Below are 17264 nucleotides of genomic sequence, written 5' to 3'. Positions count from 1 at the left end.
GCGCGGATCAGGCCGCCGGCCGGCGCCCCAGGACGATGATCGCCATTCCCACCAGGCTGACGGCCACGCCAATCCAGTCGGTGGGCGTGGGCTTGACCTTGTCGACGAGCATCAGCCAGGCCATCGCCACGCCGATGTACACACCGCCATAGGCCGCGTAGACGCGGCCCGCGGCGGTCGGATGCAAGGTCAGCAACCAGGCGAAGAGCGCCAGGCTGCCGGCCGCGGGCACGAGCAGCCACGCGGACTTGTCCTGCTTGAGCCAGAGATACGGCAGATAGCACCCGAGGATCTCGGCGACGGCGGTGACGACGAACAGCAGGAAGGTCTTGGCCAGTTCCATGGCTCAGCGCTCGCCGATCACTTCGTGGAAGTGGATGACGAGCCGCTTCGAGCTTGCGCCGCAGCGACTTCGGGTACTCGCCTCGCGGTCGCTGCCGAAAGTTTCGAAGATGTCTTCATACGAGCTCGATACCGCCGGTGCTCACGCGAGCAAGTTTCCCGCTTCAATCGAACCCGTACTCGAAGTCCCCGTCCTTCACGTTCAGCGCGACCTTGGTGATCGTCTGCCCGTTGGTCAGGCGCGTGAGGTACTCGCGGCTGATGCGCGGCAGCACCGTGTTCGTCAGGATCGCGTCCACCACCCGGCCGCCGCTCTCGACCTCGTTGCAGCGGCTGATGATCAGCTTCACCACGTCGTCGCCGAAGCTCAGCGGCACGCCCAGGTTCTCGCCCACGCGCTTCTGGATGCGGCCCAGCTGCAGACGCACGATCTGGCCCAGCATCTCCTCGCTCAGCGGGTAGTACGGGATCGTCACCAGCCGGCCCAGCAGCGCCGCCGGGAACACCTTCAGCAGCGGCTCGCGCAGCGCCTTGGCGATGCCCTCCGGCTCCGGCATCAGCTCCGGATCCGCGCACAGCTTCATGATCAGGTCGCTGCCCGCGTTGCTCGTCAGCAGGATGATCGTGTTCTTGAAGTCGATGTAGCGGCCCTCGCCATCCTCCATCCAGCCCTTGTCGAAGACCTGGAAGAACAGCTCATGCACGTCCGGGTGCGCCTTCTCGACTTCATCCAGCAGCACCACGCTGTACGGCCGGCGGCGCACCGCCTCGGTCAGCACGCCGCCCTCGCCGTAGCCGACATACCCCGGCGGCGAGCCCTTGAGCGTCGAGACCGTGTGCGCCTCCTGGAACTCGCTCATGTTGATGGTGATGACGTTCTGCTCGCCACCGTAGAGCGCCTCGGCCAGCGCCAGCGCCGTCTCGGTCTTGCCCACGCCCGAGGTGCCCGCCAGCAGGAACACGCCGATCGGCTTGCTCGGGTTGTCCAGCCCGGCGCGCGAGACCTCGATGCGCTTGGCGATCATCTCCAGCGCATGCCGCTGGCCCACCACGCGCTGGTTCAGCGTGTCGGCCAGCTGCAGCACCGCCTGCAGCTCGTTGCGCACCATGCGGCCGACCGGGATGCCGGTCCAGTCCTGCACCACCGCGGCCACCGCCTGCTCATCCACCTGAGGCAGGATCAGCGGCGCATCGCCCTGCAGCGTCGCCAGTTCTGCGCGCAGGCCGTGCAGCTCGCTCAGCAGCGGGCCCCGCTCCTCTTCCGACGGCGCGCCCTCGCCGTCCTTGCGCAGCAGCGCGTGCAGCGCCAGCACGCGGTCGACCATGCCCTTCTCTTTCAGGTGGCGCGCCTCCAGCTCCGCCTTGCGCGTCTGCGATTCGTCCAGCGCCGCCGCCACGCGCTGCTGGCGCTCCGCAACGTCCATGCCGATCGCGCCCTCGCGCGCGATGATCTCGCGCTCGATCTCCAGCGCCTGGATGCGGCGCAGGCAGTCCTCCAGCTCCGCCGGCGTCGCGTGCTGGCTCACCGCCACGCGCGCGCAGGCCGTGTCCAGCAGGCTCACCGCCTTGTCCGGCAACTGCCGCGCCGGGATGTAGCGGTGGCTCAGGCGGACCGCCGCCTCGATGCCCTCGTCCAGCAGCGCCACCCGGTGATGCTTCTCCAGGATGGACGCCACGCCGCGCAGCATCAGCACCGCCTTGTGCTCATCGGGCTCGGGCACCTGCACGACCTGGAAGCGCCGCGTCAGCGCCGGATCCTTCTCGATGTGCTTCTTGTACTCGGCCCAGGTCGTCGCCGCGATCGTGCGCAGCTTGCCCCGCGCCAGCGCCGGCTTGAGCAGGTTGGCCGCGTCACCCGTGCCCGCCGCGCCGCCCGCGCCGATCAGCGTGTGCGCCTCGTCGATGAACAGGATGATGGGCTTGGGCGAGGCCTGCACCTCGTCGATGACCTGGCGCAGCCGGTTCTCGAATTCGCCCTTCATGCTCGCGCCCGCCTGCAGCAGGCCGATGTCCAGCATGTACAGCGACACGTCCTTCAGCTGCGGCGGCACGTCGCCCTGCGCCAGGCGCAGCGCGAAGCCCTCCACCACCGCCGTCTTGCCCACGCCCGCCTCGCCCGTCAGGATCGGGTTGTTCTGGCGCCGGCGCATCAGGATGTCGACGATCTGGCGGATCTCCTCGTCGCGGCCGGCGATCGGATCGATCTCGCCATTGCGCGCGCGCTCGGTCAGGTCCACCGCGAAGCGCTTGAGCGCCTCCTGCTTGCCCATCGCCGCCGGCGCGATCGCGCCGCTCGCGTCACCGGGCGCCGCGCCCGGCTCGGCCGCGCGCATCGCTCGCTCCGGCGAGCCCTCCAGGATCTGGTTGAAATGCTCGCTCAGGTCGTCGACGGGGATCTTCTCGAACTGCTTGGACACCGACAGCAGCACGTTGCGCATCGACGCCGTCTTCAGCAGCCCCAGCACCAGATGGCCGGTGCGCACCTGCTGGTCGCCGAACATCAGCGAGCCATAGACCCAGCCGCGCTCGACCGCGTTCTCGACCCAGCTCGACAGGTCGGTGACCGAGGTCGCGCCGCGTGGCAGCCGGTCCAGCGAAGCCATCAGGTCCGCCGACAGCTGCGCCGCGTCCAGCCCGTAATGCTTGACGATGCGATGCAGGTCGGAGTCCGGCGTGTTGAGGATCTGGTACAGCCAGTGCTGCAGCTCCACATACGGATTGCCGCGCAGCTTGCAGAACACGGTGGCGCCTTCGATCGCCTTGTAGGCCAGCGGATTGAGCTTGCCGAAGAGGCTGGTGCGGGCGATTTCTGTCATGACGATGCTCCCTGTGATGCCGGTGGCGTGGCCCGTCCCTTCACCCGCTGTCGCGGATGCAGGTGCAGGTCGCCCCGGTCGTGACGATGCGGACGGCCGCCCGAGCGGCCCGTCCAGGACGTGAAGCCCAGGCGCGCGCGGCCACTCAGCGCCGCGGCGGGCACCTCGTCGCGGCGCAGCACCGGCTGCAGCTCCCATTGCAGGTTGTGGCCGACGTACTGCCGGATCCAGTCGTTGAGCGGCCGCCACGCGTCGCCGTCGGGCAGGAAGCCCTCGTACTGGCGCAGCGTCAGCGGGCCCAGCACGACGCGGAAGCGGTACTGCCGGTCCCAGGCCTTGTTGCCGCAGGCGGTGTCGACGCCCAGCCGCGGCAGCTCGCGGCCGATGCGCTCCGGCCGCTGGCGCGCGAAGCCCAGCCGCGTGCGCTCGCCGTCCTCGACGGGCAGCCAGTGCGGCACGTGCTGCTCGATGCGCACCGGCACCCCGAAGTGCAGCGACAGGATCTTGGCCAGCCCTTCGGCGTGCTGCGCCCGCCCGCCGTGCAGCCCGGCCTGGAACAGGCGCGCGGTCTGCGGCAGCGAGTCCGCCGGCCGCTGCGCGCCGTCCAGCCCGGTGGCGGCGCCCAGCCAGGCGGCATAACGGTCCGTGGCCGGCCGGTCATGCTGCACCGCCGGCTGGGACTGGGCCCAGGCGCGGTAGAAGTGCAGCAGCAGCCGGTGATGGAAGACGTCGAGGAAGCGGCTCAGCGTCGGGTCGCCGCGCTGATGCAGCCGCTCGCGGGTGTACTCGGTCAGATGCAGCGGCATCGGCCCCTGCGGACCGAGCAGCCCGAAGAAGCGCACGCCCAGCCGCGGCGCGGGGTTCTGCCCGCGGGTCAGGCTGGCCAGCGCCGCCGGCGCGAAGTCCAGCTCGGGCTCCTGCCCCAGCCGGATCGCCTCCTGCGACGGCCGCAGGCCGCGCCCCAGCCGCGGCACATCGGGCGTCAGGCCCTCGATGCGGCGCAGCAGCGCGAAGAAGTCATGGGCCCAGGGCGTCGCCTCCACGCTCTCGAAGAGCGCGCGCAGCGCCGCGTCGTGCTCGCCGCGCCGCGCGGGACGACGCGCCAGCAGCGCGGCGGGCGATGGCTCCGCGCCCGCGTCCTCGGCGTCGCTGACCGCGGCGCTCGCGGCCGCCGCAGCGCCCGGCACCGCGCCTCCCGCGGCGGACGGCGCCTGGGCGTCGTCCGACCCGCCGGCGTCGCGCACGTTCATGGACGGCTCCCCGGGGAGGCGCGTCCGTCGCGTTCCGTGCGCTGCGCGCGGCCCTCGGCATCGCCGCCGATGCGCGGCGCCCAGCGCTTGACCTGGCCGCGCTGCGGCGTGCGCAGGCTCAGCTGCGTGAAGCTGTTGATCGCCGCGTGGCGGGTGAAGTAGCGCTCCAGCACGCTCGCGAACAGATAGGCGCTGTGGCCCTGGAAGGCCAGTTCGTCGAGCTCCAGCGTGATCTCGGTGCCCGCGCCGAAGCTCAGCGGCCCGGTGAACGGCAGGCGCCGCACGACCGGCTGGGCATCGACGCCACGGACGCCCTCCACCTGGCGCAGCCAGGCCGGATCGCTCGGCGGGCCGTACAGCGCCAGCAGGCGGCGCAGCGTCGCCGCGGCCTGCGCGGGCGGCTCGTCGGCCCAGGGCAGTTGCTGTTGCGTCAGCAGGCCGACCAGACTCCAGCCCGCCTCGCCCACCGGTTGGCGGTTGACCGGCCGCGTCGGGCCATGCACCGCCTCGACCTTGAGCACCGGCCCCGCCGCGTCCAGCCGCCAGGCGCCGGCGCCGTTGTGCGGCAGCAGCATCGGCAGGTCGCGGTTGGTGACCAGCGCCGAGACCGACAGCTGGCGGATGTCCTCGCGATACGGCGCATGGCGCGGGTCGACCAGCGACAGGAAGACCTCGTCGCCGATGTAGCCGGTGCGCGGCCCCTGCTCCTTCTGGCGCGTCGACAGCAGGCGCGGCTCGCGCCGCACCGTGTAGAAGCCGGGCGCATCGGGCGGCGCCTGGTGGTAGGTCGCGTACAGCGGCTCGAAGCCCTGCTGGCCCAGCGCCCCGGCCCCGTAGCCGGTCACGGACTGCAGGCTGTGGATCTCGTAGTCCATCGGCCGGGTGCGGTCCGGGACGACGTGGTATTCCCAGCTGCCCGTGCCCAGCTGGATGCGGTCCAGCCGCTTGGGGAACAGGTTGATCGCCGGCGTGCAGTGCAGCGAGACGCTGTCCACGTCGACCATCGCCTCCAGCGCGCCGTCGCCGCGGCTGAAGAACAGCACGATCTCGAAGCTCGTGCCCTCCACCCGCGCCAGGCGCTCGGCGAGCTGGTCGATCTCCAGGAACAGGAAGCGCCGCGGCATCGCGGCCAGCTCCTGCATCAGCCGGCAGCCGGAGAAGTTGCGGTGCGTCTCCGGCAGCAGCGCCTCGTCCGGCGCGAAGCCCAGCGGGCGGATGCTGGCCGCGGACCGCCACTGCGCCGGCACCGCCGGAGCGTCGATGCCCTCGCCGGTGACGAAGCTGCCCAGTGGCGCGCCCAGCGCCAGCTCGTGCAGGCGATAGGCGACCTCGTCGGGCGCGCTCAGGTAGAGCGCGAGCCGGTCCAGCCCCAGCTGGCGCACCGGAATGCCGCCGCCGGTCTTGAGCCGCAGCCGCAGCCCGCCACGACTGCCGGCGGCATCGGGCAGGCGCGACATCGGCAGGTCGGGCGCGTGGCTGAAGTACTGGACGTCGTCCAGCGTCAGCGGCCACAGCGTCACGTCATGGGCGGTGCGGAACTCGCAGCGGGTGTCCTGGCCGCGCGGCACGCCGGACTGCAGCACGCTGCCCCGCGGCACCGGGTGGCCCTTGGAGAGGTTGGGGTCGGTCGGATCGACGCCGAAGCGCGCGATCATCATCGACGGCACCGGCGCCAGGAAGTTGGGGTAAATCGACTCCAGCAGGTGGGCGATCAGGCGCGGATGCTCGGCGTCGAGCTTGAGCTGCACCCGCGCCGACAGGAAAGCGAAACCCTCCAGCAGCCGCTCGACATAGGGGTCGGCGACCTCCGCATCCTCCAGGCCCAGGCGCGCGGCGATCTTGGGGAAGTCGCGGGCGAATTCGGCGCCGACCTCGCGCAGGTGGGCGAGCTCGTCGTTGTACAGGCGCAGCAGCCGGGGATCCATCGCGCGTCCTCAGCCCTCGCGCACCTCGACCTGCCCCGCCTCGAGGTCCATCTGCGTGCGCAGCAGGATCTCCAGCGGCACCGGCTGCGACCAGAGGTGGCCGCGGATGTCGAACTCGATCACGTTGTGGGTGTCCATGACGCTCTGCGTCTCGATCGCGCGGACCTCGAGCGTGTCGGGCAGGATGCGCGGCTCGAAGCGCAGGATGGCCTGGCGGATCTGCTTCTCCAGCAGGTGCACGTCGATGCGCGAGGCCAGTTGCCCCGACAGCGCCGGCAGGCCGAAGTTCAGCACGCTGTCGCCGACCCGCGCATACGGGTCGCAGGCCTTGCCCAGCGGCTGGATGGCGTTGAACAGCCAGCCCAGGTCGCGCAGCACCGCCTGGCGCAGCTGCGACTTGGTCATGACGCGGCGCTCCTCCGCCTCGACGCGGTGGAAGGGATCGTCGTCGGTGAGGCGGTCCAGCAGGGCCGGCTGCAGCCGATCGCGGGTGATCTGGGTCATGGCTCGCGCGGCGCGGATCCGCTCACTTCGCGGCGCCGGTGTCCAGGCGCCAGAAGACGACCTCGGCGAATTTGCCGTCGTTGGCCCAGGGGTCCCAGATCGTCTTGTCGCCCTTGCTCTTGGCGCCGGCCCAGCCGCCCAGCGAGGTCGACATCGCCAGCGGATACATGCCGCGGGCGCGCATGGTCTGGGACTTGCCGCCCGAGGTGTAGGCATACCCGCCGGCCGGCTTGGCCGCGCCGGGATAGACGACGATCACGTGGCCGTTGGGCTGCGTCACCAGGCCGCCGACGATCAGCTCGCCGCGGCTGGCGCGCTCGGCCAGCTCCGACACCGGCGTCTCCTTCCAGCGCTTGTCGGCCTTCAGGAAGGCGACCAGCGAATTGGCGGTGCGGTACTCCTGGTCCGGGATGTAGCGCTTGATGACGTGCCACACGGCGTGGCTGCAGGAGCCGGGGTACTTTTCGTAGGCCTCGTCGGCGACCTGCTTGAGCTGGGCGGCGGTGACGGGTTCGGTGGCGGAGGGATTCAGGATGTCGGGCATGGGAAGTCCGCGGACGGCTTGGCGCCCGCTGCGCGGTAACGGTGTTCGGCCGCGTCCCAACGCAGCGCCGGCAGCGCGTAATCGCCGCCGACGGCCGGGTTGCTGACCTGGACGCGGATTTCCTGCGGCACGCCGTCACGCCACAGGCCGTGGCGCAGCGTCAATGTCCGCGGTTGATCGAAGGGGAACAGCTCGGGCAGCCCGCCGACGCAGCGGAACTCGCGGTCGACCAGCATCGGTTTGGGGAAGTCCTCCCACGGCGCGTCAGCGGCGCGGGTGGCGTAATAGGTCTCGGCGAAGACCGAGATCAGCGCCACGCGCGGCGTGCCGCCCGGCGCCGCCAGCTCGCAGCGGCGCGCCGCGTCGAGGTACTTGGCCCAGCTGGCGGGCAGCTTGGCCCGGTCGGCGTCAGCCAGCGGCGTGCAGGCCTCGGGCGACAGCGCGCGCCAGGCCGCCTTCGCGGAGGGCGCGGCCTTGGCCGCCGCGGTCTTCGCCGCCGGCGGCATCGATCCCGCGTCGGCGTGGACGGACGACGCGACGATGGTCCCGGCCACGGCCAGGACCGCCTTCATCGCGATCGAACGGAGCGGGGACGCCGCGGGCGACACCGTGGCCGGCACGCCAGCGGACAGGACGGACGGCGCCCGGGTGGCGCGGAGCAAGGACGGACGGGACGGACGGCAGCGCATTCACTTCCTCAATTCGATGAGACGGACATCCAGCAATCCTGCCTCGCCTTGGTCGCTCATCAGCACGCGCTGGCCGATGCCGGCGTACTGGTCGTCCTCCGGTCCCGGCAGCGGCTGCCATTCGGTGCGGCGCGACAGCCAGACGCGTTCGTCGTCGAAGGCCACGCTGCGCGGGTAGCGCGTCGGGATCAGCGCCACCGAGGCGCCGCCGTTGGGGAACTCCAGGTGCGCCGCGGCCCAGACCAGGTCGCGCAGGTCGGTCGGCGGCTCGATGTGGATTTCCTTCAGCGCGGAGAACGGCACCCAGCAGTAGCGGCCGTTGATCACGGCCTCCAGCACCGGGCCCAGGCGCGAGTCGCCGTCGCACAGCCACTCGAATGCCTGGCCGTCGATCGTGCCGGCGGTGGCCGGCGCGGCCTCCAGCGCCTGCGCGCGCAGCTGCCGCGCGCCGGCCGCGTCGCCGTCGTGGTCGAGCTTGAGCGCATGCACCAGGTTCGCGACCCACTCGGCGGGCTCGCCCATCACCATGGGCGTGGTGCGGCCCTCGAAGACGGCCTCGCGCACCAGCTCGCACTTGAGCGCCTCGCGGTAGGTGTTGACCATCGCCAGCGTGCCGGCGTCCAGCTCGCCGCAGACCTCCAGCTGCGCCGCCGCCCGCGCCCACTGGCCGGTCACCGCCAGCAGCTGGAACAGCATCGTGCGCAGCTTGGCGTCCTGCGGACGCTGCCGGACCTCCGCCTGCGCCGCGGCCAGCGCCTCGGTCGGGCGGCCCGCCGCCAGCAGTTCCTGCACTGCGCTCATCGCATGCTCCGTGACATCTCGTCGTTGTTGGGGTGCAGACCAGCCCTCGCCCGCCGCGCGGGATCGGGCCAGGTCAGGTCAGGTCGTCGTCGAAGGTGTGGGTGCCGCCCATCGCGCCCTTGGCGTTCTGGGTCCGGTACTCGATGGAGACCTTCTGGAAGCTCATCGCGATGCGCTCGACCGGCGCGCCGTCGGCATCGCAGTCGATGTCGTAGGACGCGACGCGGGCCTTCTCCAGCGTCAGGCAGAAGTAGTCCTCCTGCGCGCCGCCCGCCTTGCGCAGGTAGAGCTTGGCGGACTTGACCTCGTCGTTGGTCGCCACCGCGCTCATCAGCGCGGTGCTGGCGCTGTCCAGGTCCTTGGTGATCGTCAGCTGGCGATAGCTGCGGCGGCCGGTCTGCTGGCCCGCCACCGCATCGCCGGCGGCGCCCACGCCCCAGCTGAAGCCGCGCACGACGACGTCGCCGGCGTGGCCCGCCGAGGTGGATTCGCCCTTGACCTTGCCCGCCCGCTTGAGCGACAGGTCCAGGTACATGTCGGCGCTGGTCGCGCCGCCGCTGGTCATCGGATTCATCTTTCGCTCCGGCATGGACAACGGATGACGGCGCGCGCGCCAGGCGGCGCACCGTCATGCGTTGTCCGAGCGCGGCGCGGCCGGCCAGGGGCCGTCGCGCCGCGGATCCGCGAACGGAAGGCGCCGGCTCGCACCGGCGCCCCGCCGATCAACGGGTTTCGGTCGTGGCCACGTTCCAGCCGAACTTGACCGCGCCGCCCAGGCCGCCCTTGGCGTCTTGGGCCTTGTACTCGAACTCGATGTCCGCGTACGACAGGGCCACGCTCTCGCTGATCTCGCCACCGGCGGAGGCCGACGGGGCGACGTTGGTCACCAGCACCTGCTTCAGCGTGACCTTCAGGAAGTCCTGCTGGCCTTCGCCGGCCTTGCGGCAGGTCAGGACGGCCTGGTCGAAGTGCTTGCCCGAGGCGCAGGCCTTGGCCAGCACCGGGGACGCCTTGTCGTAGTAGTGCGCGAACACGAACTGGCCGGGAATGCCCTTGCCCTTGCCGGAGCCGGTGCCGGCGGCGGCGGTGCTTTCCTGACGCACATCCCACGACCAGGCGAGCAGATCAATCTCGCCCTTGTGGTCCTTGTGGGTGGATTCGCCTTCGACTCCGGCGAACTTCAGATTGGCGTCGATCGTCATGGTCGGTTTCTCCTAGATGGACTCTTTGAAAAAAGTCTCCGCATCAACGCTCACCGCATGCGGAAACCGGGATTTCGGGCCCGAGGGCCCGGTTGGCTCATCGCCTCGAAAATTTCAGAACGGCGCCTTCGACAGCGCTCCCTTGGACGCGTCGCGCGTCGTTGCGCGCGATTTCTTTGTTTCCTTCGCGCGGGCCGCCGGGGCGACCCGCCGCCTCACTTGCCCTTCTGCGACGGCAGCGTCGAGACCAGCCGCAGCGAGACCGTCAGGCCCTCGAGCTGGTAATGCGGACGCAGGAAGAATTTCGACGAGTAGTAGCCGGGGTTGCCCGGGATCTCCTCGACCACCACCTCGGCCGAGGCCAGCGGCTTCTGCGACTTCGTCGTCTCCGAGGAGTTGGCGGGATCGCCGTCGACGTAGTTCATGATCCACTTGTTCAGCCACTTCTCCATGTCGGCGCGTTCCTTGAACGAGCCCACCTTGTCGCGCACGATGCACTTCAGGTAATGGGCGAAGCGGTTGCAGGCGAACAGATACGGCAGCCGCGCGGCCAGGTTGGCATTGGCGGTGGCGTCCGGATCGTCGTACTCGGCGGGCTTCTGCAGCGACTGCGCACCGATGAAGGCGGCGAAGTCGGAGTTCTTGCGGTGCACCAGCGGCATGAAGCCGTTCTTGGCCAGCTCGGCCTCGCGGCGGTCGCTGATGGCGATCTCGGTGGGGCACTTCATGGCCACGCCGCCCTCGTCGGTCGGGAAGGTGTGGGCCGGCAGGCCCTCGACCGCGCCGCCCGCCTCGACGCCGCGGATGCGGGTGCACCAGCCGTAGGTCTTGAACGAGCGGTTGATGTTGGTCGCCATCGCGTAGGCCGAGTTGGCCCAGGTGTACTTGGCGTGCTCACCGCCACCGGTCTCTTCCTCGAAGTTGAACTCCTCGACCGGATTGGTCTTCGCGCCGTAGGGCAGGCGCGCCAGGAAACGCGGCATGGCCAGGCCGATGTAGCGCGCGTCGTCGGACTCGCGCAGCGACTTCCAGGCGGCGTACTCGGGCGTGCTGAAGATCTTGGTCAGGTCGCGCGGGTTGGCGAGTTCCTGCCACGAGCCCATCTGCATCAGCGAGGGATTCGCCGCGGCGATGAAGGGCGAGTGCGCGGCGGCCGAGACCTTGGCGATCTCGCCCAGCAGCTCGACGTCGGGCGGGCTGTGGTCGAAGTAGTAGTCGCCGACGATGCAGCCGAAGGGCTCGCCGCCGAACTGGCCGAATTCCTCTTCATAGACGCGCTTGAAGATCGGGCTCTGGTCCCAGGCCGTGCCCTTGTAGCGCTTGAGCGTCTTGCCGAGATCGTTCTTGGAGATGCTCATGACGCGGATCTTGAGCTGCTCGTCGGTCTCGGTGTTGTTGACCAGGTAGTGCAGGCCGCGCCAGGCCGATTCCAGCTGCTGGAACTCGGCGTGGTGCAGGATCGCGTTGACCTGCTCGGACAGCTTCTTGTCGATCTCCGCGATCATCGACTCGATCGAGACGATGACGTCGCTGCCGATCAGCTGGGTCTGCGACAGCGCCTGCTGCGCCAGCGTCAGCACCGCCTGCTCGACGGCGGACTTGGCCTCGTCGGTCTTGGGCTTGAATTCCTTGTTCAGCAGCGAGGCGAACTCGCCGCCTTCGTATTCGATGCCCTGCAGCGAGGGCGAGGCTTGCGAGAGGATCTCTTCGGCCATGGTGCGTGCTCCGTGGGGTCCGGCTAGGGGTCTGAAGGCGCGCGGCGCTTATTGCGCGGCGGCGTCGTCGGCGGGTTTCTGGGCCGAGGCCAGGGACTTCAGCAGCGCCTCGTCCTTGACCACCTTGGCGATCAGCTGCTCGGCGCCGGCCTTGCCATCCATGTAGGTGATCAGGTTGGCCAGTTGCTGGCGCGCCTCGAGCAGCTGCTTGAGACCGTCCACCTTGCGCGCGACCGCGGCCGGCGAGAAGTCGTCCATCGACTCGAAGGTCAGGTCGACCATCAGGTTGCCTTCGCCGGTCAGCGTGTTGGGCACGGCGAAGGAGACGCGCGGCTTCATGGCCTTCATGCGGGCGTCGAAGTTGTCGACGTCGAAGTCCAGGAACTTGCGGTCCGACACCGGCGGCAGCGGCTCGGTGGGCTTGCCCGACAGGTCCGACAGCACACCCATCACGAAGGGCAGCTGGACCTTCTTCTCGGCGCCGTAGAGCTCGACGTCGTACTCGATCTGCACGCGCGGGGCGCGATTCCTGGCGATGAACTTCTGGCTGCTGGTGGCCATGGGGTGCTCCTTGAAGCGTGGATCGGGTGAAGGGTGGAAACCGTGGAGGGAATGAAGGCGATGCGGATCACTCGCTCGGCGTGCCGGCGAGCTTCTCGATCTCATGCACGCCGTCCGGATTCAGGTCGCGCATGATTTCCAGGAAGGACTTGCTCATCAGCCGCTGCGCGCGGCGGATCAGCAGCGGTGCGGGATTGCTGGGCTCGTGGCGCTCGATCCATTCGCACACGCGCTGCAGGGCGCGGACCGCGTCGTCGCGGCTGGCGATGGTGCCGGGCGCGGCGACCGCGCCGGCCACCACGGCGCCGACCGCGAGGCCGGCCGGCGCGCTGGCGCCGTCCACGGGCGCCGCGACCGCCTCGCCACCCTGCCCCTGCAGTTGTCCGGCGGCGGCGGCCAGCGGCTTGAACAGGCGCAGCAGCGGCGCGAAATCGGGGCCTTGGCCGGCGCCGAGCTGGGTTTCGATCGCCGCGACGATGCCTTGCGCGATCGGGAGCGATTCATGCAGCCGGGCGGCCAGCGCCGGATCGTTCGCGGCCTGGGCCGCTAGTCCGGCCATCAGGCCTTCGGGCGAGGGCACGGATTCGTCGGCGATCGGATCGGCATTGCCGAGCGCCAGTTCCACGTCCCGCACCCGGGGGCCGCCGCGCTGGCCGGTCAGGCTGGCGGCGCGGAAATCGGCGATCGCCGCGGTGCCGCTGACCAGCGGCTGCAGCGCGTTCAGGCGCATCGTGGGGTCGTCGTTGTCCGAGGCGTCCAGCTGCGGATGGACGTGCGCCCAATGGCGCTCCAGCAGGCCGCGGATCAGCGACAGGCCGTCGAGCGCCGCGCCGAAGCCGTGCAGCCGGGCGCCAGCGCGGGCCAGCCACACGGCCACGCGCAGGTCGCGGGTGCGCCGCGCCAGGGCCAGGGCCTGCTCGTGCACGGCGGGCCAATCCGGCTCCTCGGCCGGGATGACGGTGTCGCCGTACTGCTGCTCCGGCTTGCCCGCGCCCGCCGCTTCCAGGGCGAGGAAGGCAGGGTCGTACTCCAGGTCGGCGCCACACGGGGCGTCGTCCTGCAGCGGGGCAAGCAGCGCGTCGAGGTCGAGATCAGCCATCGCGTCGGAGGCAGCGGAACAGTTGCATGCCATGGACTCTATTGACAGCTGTAACCGCGCACAGTGGTCGAAAGTCACTTTGCCCCCCAGGGAGGCGCTCAGCCTAGGGATTGCACCGCCGCCCGCCCGCGGCGCGGTCGCCACGGAACGGGCAGCCGGCGACCCTTGCCTCTTTGGAGGTAGTGCTGTTAATGCAAACGCAGGGAAACCTTAACGATGTGTGTCGGTGCGGGACAAGAACACAAACGCCCGGCCATACTCCGCCCCCGCAAGACCTGTCCCTTCTGTCAGGGACAGCTCGATCCGGCGGCTCCGCCGGTCCGCGGGCGCACGAGGCCCGCGCGACGCGTTCTCCTTGGGAGGGAGAGCGGCGGGCCGCCTCCACCCAAGAAGAGGCCCGCCCCATGAAGCCAACCCCGATGCCTGCCGCCGCGAACGCGGTCGATCCCCTGAACGCGCTCGTCGCCCCGCCGCCGCCCGACGCCCAGCGCCGTCGCCTGCTCACGATGGCCGGCGCCGGCGTCCTCGGCGCCACGCTGACCGCGTGCGGCGGCGGCGGCGGTGGTGGTGGCGAACCGGCCGCACCTGCCGCGCCAACCCCGCCCGCCGCGCCGACCCCGCCCGCGCCACCGCCGGCGACCTCGACGGTCAAGCGCGGCCTGGCCTATGACCTGAAGGACGCCGCCGATTTCAGCGCGCTGTCCGGCGGCACCGTGGGCTGGTGGGTGAACTGGGCGCTCAAGCCCAACGCGGCGGTGCTCGCCCAGCCCGCCATCGCCGGCGCGATGGACCATGTGCCAATGCTGTGGAACTTCGACTTCGACACGGCGGAGGTGGTCGCCTACCTGAAGTCGCGTCCGGCCGTGAAGTCCCTGCTGGTGCTCAACGAACCCAACCTGACCGACCAGGCCAACAAGACGCCGGCGGAAGCCGCCGCCCAGTGGCCGCGGTATGAGGAGGTCGCGCGCCAGACGGGCGTCAAGCTCGTCGGTCCGGCGATCACCTGGGGCACGATGGCCGGCTACGCCGACCCGGTGGTCTGGATGGATGCCTTCATCGCCGCCTACCGCAATGCCAACGGCGGGCGCGACCCGCAGATCGACGCGCTCGCCTTCCACTGGTACGACTACGGGCTGGCCGACCAGCTCAAGCGGCTGGAGAAGTACGGCAAGCCGTTCTGGATCACCGAGATGGCGAATTGGCATGTCGGCGACGGAAGCGCGCAGATCGACTCGGCGGCCAAGCAGAAGGCGCAGATGGCGGACATGGTCAAGACCTGCGAGACCCGCGCGGACGTGCTCCGTTATGCGTGGTTCACCGGCCGCTGGTCGCCGGATCCGCATTTCACCAGCCTGTTCGGCGCCGCCGGCACGCTGACGGAGGTGGGTCAGCAGTACAAGACGCTGCCGACATCCTGACGCGCGATCGAGGCCACGCGGCGGACGGCGGCGGCGCGGGAACCGGGATTGCTGTCTCCCGGGCATCACCACTTCATGGAGTGATCCCCATGACCGTCATCGCCTCCTCCCGCCCGCGCGCCCTGCCCGCGATCGCCGCGATCGCCTTCGCCCTGGGCGGCGCCCTGGCCGCCGGCACCGTCGCCGCCCAGACCGCCACGACCGCGGCCGCGCCGGCCTCCGCGGCGCGTTCGCACGCGGACAGCAGCTTCATGAAGAACGCCGCCGAGTCCAACTTCGCCGAGATCGCGGCCGCCGACCTCGCGCTCAAGAAGGGCACCAGCGCCGACGTCAAGGCCTTCGCCCAGAAGATGATCGACGACCACAAGAAGGCGGATTCGGAACTGCAGACGCTGGCCGCGTCCAAGGGCGTGAAGCTCCCGACCGATGCCTCCATGGTCCAGAAGGGCAAGGCCAAGATCCTGGAGCAGCGCGACGGGACCAGCTTCGACCACCATTACGCCGAAAACCAGGTCGGCGCCCACAAGGACGCCGTCAAGCTGTTCGAGAAGGCGTCCAAGGACGCCAAGGACGCCGACGTGAAGGCCTGGGCCGCCAAGATGCTGCCGGCCTTGCAGCATCATTTGCAGGAGGCGCAGGCCCTGGAGCAGGCCACCAAGGCGGCCGACAAGAAGAAGTAAGCGCGCTTCAGCGCAGCGCGGCCAGCAGCGCCGCCTGCGCGATCCACGGGCGCCGCTCGGCGCCCGTGCCGCGTCCGGACGCGGGCGCCAGCACCGCCCGCGCATCCAGCACCGGCACCGCCGCGGCCATCGCCAGGCCGCGCATGACGGCGGCGGGCACGCCCTCGCACGCCACCGCCGCGTAGAGATGCCCCAGCAGCCGGGCGATCTCGTCGAGCGCGGCGCCCTCCTCCAGCGCCCGCGCCGGGTCCAGCATCGTGACCTGCGCGCCCAGCGCCTGCGCGGCCTCGCGCAAGCAGCGGACCGTCTCGGACCGTTCGTCACCGCAGAACAGCCCCAATCGCATGCCGACCAGCGGCCGATGCGGCGCGCCGCGCTGCGTGGCCTGCGCGAGCTCGTCCGCGGACCGGTCCAGCGCGGTCGCGGACAAGGGCAGGACGGAGGTCGGCATCGCAGACAGCGGCGGGGCGTGATGCGGCATGGTCGACAGGCGCGGAACGCAGGCTTGGGAGGGAGGACGCGTGAGGGGCGCGAGGGGCTGGAGGGGGCCCGGCCGACACGCGTCGGCAGCGAGGTTGGGGAGCGTAGTCAGCCCGCGCCGGAAAGCGTTGATGGATGTCAAACGACGGCGGTTGGCGCGCCTCGATGCGCAGGAACACTGCGACGTCTTGAGGGTCCGTTACTGAACCGTCACCGAGGGTTCACCAACTGTTGCCGAGCGATGTCAAGGATTGGCGCAGCCGTTGCGCGCGCTTCCTAGCATCCCTTCAACGCCACCAACCACGAGACCATCATGCACAGCGCCATCGCCACCCCCTCGAGCGACCTCTCCCGCGACCGTCTGCGCGATGCCCCGGCAGGCCGCCCGCGCATCCCCCTCGTCCCCGCCGCTTCCCGCCTCGCCGCCCTCGCGCTGCCCCCGGCCGCGACCGCCGTCTCCGAACTCCGTCCGCTGACGCGCCCCTTCACGGTGGCCACCAGCGACACCCGTCCCTCCCCGCGCGATCCCCACCAGCGCATGCTCGAAGCGATGCGCATCATCCGCGACCTCGTCCAGCCCAGCGCCAAGGTCGTGCGCGCCGGCGACATGATCTTCCGCGCCGCGCAGCCCTTCAACACCGTGTATCTGATCAACGCCGGCGCCTTCAAGCTGGTGAGCCGGAGCCTGGATGGCCGCGAGCAGATCGTCAGCCTGAAGTTCCGGGGCGACTGGCTGGGCTTCAGCGGCATCGCGCAGGGCCGCCATCCGTGCGACGCCGTCGCGATGGACACCGGCAACATCTCCATCATTCCCTACGACACCCTCACCGAGGCCTGCGCGCGCCATCCGGAGATGATGGCCATCGTCCACGAGGGCATGAGCACCGAGATCACCCACGAGCGGCAGTCGCTGATGTCGGTCTGCACGCTGGCCTCGCTGGCGCGGGTGGCGGAATTCCTCTGCGCCTGGGCGCGCAGCATGCACCAGCGCGGCCTGCGCGCCGACGAGCTGACGCTGCGCATGACCCGCGCCGACCTCGGCAACTACCTGGGCATGACGCTGGAGACCGTCAGCCGCTGCCTGTCCCGGCTCAGCCGCGAAGGCCTCATCCGCTTCGGCGAACGCGGCCGCCGGCAGATCTCGATCCCCAACCTGGAACGGCTGGAGCAGTTCGTCATCGGCGGCCTGCCGGACGCCGGCCCGGCCGCGGTCCAGTGACGGCCGCGGCGGACACGCC

The 17264-nt window shown here is 70.5% G+C and carries 17 protein-coding genes; 3 read left to right on the top strand and 14 right to left on the bottom strand.

The features are described 5' to 3' along the window. Window positions 1-7: 7 nt before the first annotated feature. The 13 genes from FHT38_RS09175 to tssA all read right to left on the bottom strand — a co-directional run bounded on the left by FHT38_RS09175 (window position 8) and on the right by tssA (window position 13448). The gene (locus tag FHT38_RS09175; protein ID WP_183491393.1) at window positions 8-343 is read right to left on the bottom strand and encodes a YnfA family protein; all 336 of its coding nucleotides are present in this window, start codon (window positions 341-343) and stop codon (window positions 8-10) included. 163 nt (window positions 344-506) lie between these two features. Further along, complete coding sequence (gene tssH / locus FHT38_RS09170; protein WP_183491391.1) at window positions 507-3158, bottom strand: type VI secretion system ATPase TssH; 2652 nt, start codon at window positions 3156-3158, stop codon at window positions 507-509. After that, window positions 3155-4408, bottom strand: coding sequence for a type VI secretion system baseplate subunit TssG (gene tssG, locus FHT38_RS09165; RefSeq protein WP_091724447.1), 1254 nt, complete (start codon window positions 4406-4408; stop codon window positions 3155-3157). The genes tssH and tssG overlap by 4 nt, the downstream gene beginning before the upstream one ends. Then, the gene (gene tssF, locus FHT38_RS09160; protein ID WP_183479298.1) at window positions 4405-6333 is read right to left on the bottom strand and encodes a type VI secretion system baseplate subunit TssF; all 1929 of its coding nucleotides are present in this window, start codon (window positions 6331-6333) and stop codon (window positions 4405-4407) included. Before tssF ends, tssG begins: the two co-directional genes overlap by 4 nt. A 9-nt stretch (window positions 6334-6342) precedes the next feature. Next, window positions 6343-6837 (bottom strand): type VI secretion system baseplate subunit TssE, encoded by a 495-nt coding sequence (gene tssE, locus FHT38_RS09155; RefSeq protein ID WP_091724445.1) that lies wholly within the window; start codon window positions 6835-6837, stop codon window positions 6343-6345. A gap of 22 nt (window positions 6838-6859) precedes the next feature. Beyond that, complete coding sequence (locus tag FHT38_RS09150) at window positions 6860-7381, bottom strand: hypothetical protein (RefSeq protein WP_091724444.1); 522 nt, start codon at window positions 7379-7381, stop codon at window positions 6860-6862. After that, window positions 7366-7953, bottom strand: coding sequence for a hypothetical protein (locus FHT38_RS09145; protein WP_183491389.1), 588 nt, complete (start codon window positions 7951-7953; stop codon window positions 7366-7368). The genes FHT38_RS09150 and FHT38_RS09145 overlap by 16 nt, the downstream gene beginning before the upstream one ends. Window positions 7954-8070: 117 nt before the next feature. After that, on the bottom strand, window positions 8071-8871 hold the full coding sequence (locus tag FHT38_RS09140; protein ID WP_183491388.1) for a type VI secretion system accessory protein TagJ: 801 nt from the start codon (window positions 8869-8871) through the stop codon (window positions 8071-8073). A gap of 73 nt (window positions 8872-8944) precedes the next feature. Continuing rightward, window positions 8945-9445: a type VI secretion system tube protein Hcp gene (locus tag FHT38_RS09135; RefSeq protein WP_183491386.1), complete on the bottom strand. Its 501-nt coding sequence runs from the start codon at window positions 9443-9445 to the stop codon at window positions 8945-8947. Window positions 9446-9593: 148 nt separating this feature from the next. Then, window positions 9594-10073 carry a type VI secretion system tube protein Hcp gene (locus FHT38_RS09130; RefSeq protein ID WP_091724440.1) on the bottom strand — a complete coding sequence of 160 codons (480 nt, stop codon included), beginning with the start codon at window positions 10071-10073 and terminating at the stop codon, window positions 9594-9596. Between the two features lie 215 nt (window positions 10074-10288). After that, complete coding sequence (gene tssC / locus FHT38_RS09125) at window positions 10289-11788, bottom strand: type VI secretion system contractile sheath large subunit (RefSeq protein WP_091724439.1); 1500 nt, start codon at window positions 11786-11788, stop codon at window positions 10289-10291. A gap of 48 nt (window positions 11789-11836) precedes the next feature. Beyond that, window positions 11837-12349 (bottom strand): type VI secretion system contractile sheath small subunit, encoded by a 513-nt coding sequence (tssB, locus tag FHT38_RS09120; RefSeq protein WP_091724438.1) that lies wholly within the window; start codon window positions 12347-12349, stop codon window positions 11837-11839. Between the two features lie 67 nt (window positions 12350-12416). Continuing rightward, window positions 12417-13448 (bottom strand): type VI secretion system protein TssA, encoded by a 1032-nt coding sequence (tssA, locus tag FHT38_RS09115; protein ID WP_175538240.1) that lies wholly within the window; start codon window positions 13446-13448, stop codon window positions 12417-12419. A gap of 404 nt (window positions 13449-13852) precedes the next feature. Here tssA and FHT38_RS09110 point away from each other — a divergent pair, with 404 nt between their 5' ends. Continuing rightward, window positions 13853-14866: a glycosyl hydrolase gene (locus tag FHT38_RS09110; RefSeq protein WP_255488636.1), complete on the top strand. Its 1014-nt coding sequence runs from the start codon at window positions 13853-13855 to the stop codon at window positions 14864-14866. Window positions 14867-14955: 89 nt separating this feature from the next. Then, window positions 14956-15546 (top strand): DUF4142 domain-containing protein, encoded by a 591-nt coding sequence (locus FHT38_RS09105; RefSeq protein ID WP_183479287.1) that lies wholly within the window; start codon window positions 14956-14958, stop codon window positions 15544-15546. Between the two features lie 7 nt (window positions 15547-15553). On the opposite strand, the gene FHT38_RS09100 is transcribed toward FHT38_RS09105, so the two are convergent. Beyond that, complete coding sequence (locus FHT38_RS09100) at window positions 15554-15997, bottom strand: hypothetical protein (protein ID WP_183491384.1); 444 nt, start codon at window positions 15995-15997, stop codon at window positions 15554-15556. A 342-nt stretch (window positions 15998-16339) separates the two neighbouring features. Between FHT38_RS09100 and FHT38_RS09095 the strand changes: the two genes are divergently transcribed. Beyond that, window positions 16340-17245, top strand: a complete 906-nt coding sequence (locus tag FHT38_RS09095) for a Crp/Fnr family transcriptional regulator (RefSeq protein ID WP_254783291.1) — start codon at window positions 16340-16342, stop codon at window positions 17243-17245. Window positions 17246-17264: the final 19 nt, after the last annotated feature.

Source organism: Mitsuaria sp. BK041 (genome assembly GCF_014193085.1).
In the GTDB taxonomy this organism is placed as follows: Bacteria; Pseudomonadota; Gammaproteobacteria; order Burkholderiales; family Burkholderiaceae_C; genus Roseateles.
Note: the sequence above shows the minus strand (reverse complement) of the source record. Positions and strands in the feature narration are given on the sequence as shown.

Bases quoted from the DNA above. Each gene is read 5' to 3' on its own strand.
- FHT38_RS09175 (WP_183491393.1), bottom strand. From the start codon at position 343: ATGGAACTGGCCAAGACCTTCCTGCTGTTCGTCGTCACCGCCGTCGCC.
- tssH (WP_183491391.1), bottom strand. From the start codon at position 3,158: ATGACAGAAATCGCCCGCACCAGCCTCTTCGGCAAGCTCAATCCGCTG.
- tssG (WP_091724447.1), bottom strand. From the start codon at position 4,408: ATGAACGTGCGCGACGCCGGCGGGTCGGACGACGCCCAGGCGCCGTCC.
- tssF (WP_183479298.1), bottom strand. From the start codon at position 6,333: ATGGATCCCCGGCTGCTGCGCCTGTACAACGACGAGCTCGCCCACCTG.
- tssE (WP_091724445.1), bottom strand. From the start codon at position 6,837: ATGACCCAGATCACCCGCGATCGGCTGCAGCCGGCCCTGCTGGACCGC.
- FHT38_RS09150 (WP_091724444.1), bottom strand. From the start codon at position 7,381: ATGCCCGACATCCTGAATCCCTCCGCCACCGAACCCGTCACCGCCGCC.
- FHT38_RS09145 (WP_183491389.1), bottom strand. From the start codon at position 7,953: ATGAAGGCGGTCCTGGCCGTGGCCGGGACCATCGTCGCGTCGTCCGTC.
- FHT38_RS09140 (WP_183491388.1), bottom strand. From the start codon at position 8,871: ATGAGCGCAGTGCAGGAACTGCTGGCGGCGGGCCGCCCGACCGAGGCG.
- FHT38_RS09135 (WP_183491386.1), bottom strand. From the start codon at position 9,445: ATGAATCCGATGACCAGCGGCGGCGCGACCAGCGCCGACATGTACCTG.
- FHT38_RS09130 (WP_091724440.1), bottom strand. From the start codon at position 10,073: ATGACGATCGACGCCAATCTGAAGTTCGCCGGAGTCGAAGGCGAATCC.
- tssC (WP_091724439.1), bottom strand. From the start codon at position 11,788: ATGGCCGAAGAGATCCTCTCGCAAGCCTCGCCCTCGCTGCAGGGCATC.
- tssB (WP_091724438.1), bottom strand. From the start codon at position 12,349: ATGGCCACCAGCAGCCAGAAGTTCATCGCCAGGAATCGCGCCCCGCGC.
- tssA (WP_175538240.1), bottom strand. From the start codon at position 13,448: ATGGCTGATCTCGACCTCGACGCGCTGCTTGCCCCGCTGCAGGACGAC.
- FHT38_RS09110 (WP_255488636.1), top strand. From the start codon at position 13,853: ATGAAGCCAACCCCGATGCCTGCCGCCGCGAACGCGGTCGATCCCCTG.
- FHT38_RS09105 (WP_183479287.1), top strand. From the start codon at position 14,956: ATGACCGTCATCGCCTCCTCCCGCCCGCGCGCCCTGCCCGCGATCGCC.
- FHT38_RS09100 (WP_183491384.1), bottom strand. From the start codon at position 15,997: ATGCCGACCTCCGTCCTGCCCTTGTCCGCGACCGCGCTGGACCGGTCC.
- FHT38_RS09095 (WP_254783291.1), top strand. From the start codon at position 16,340: ATGCACAGCGCCATCGCCACCCCCTCGAGCGACCTCTCCCGCGACCGT.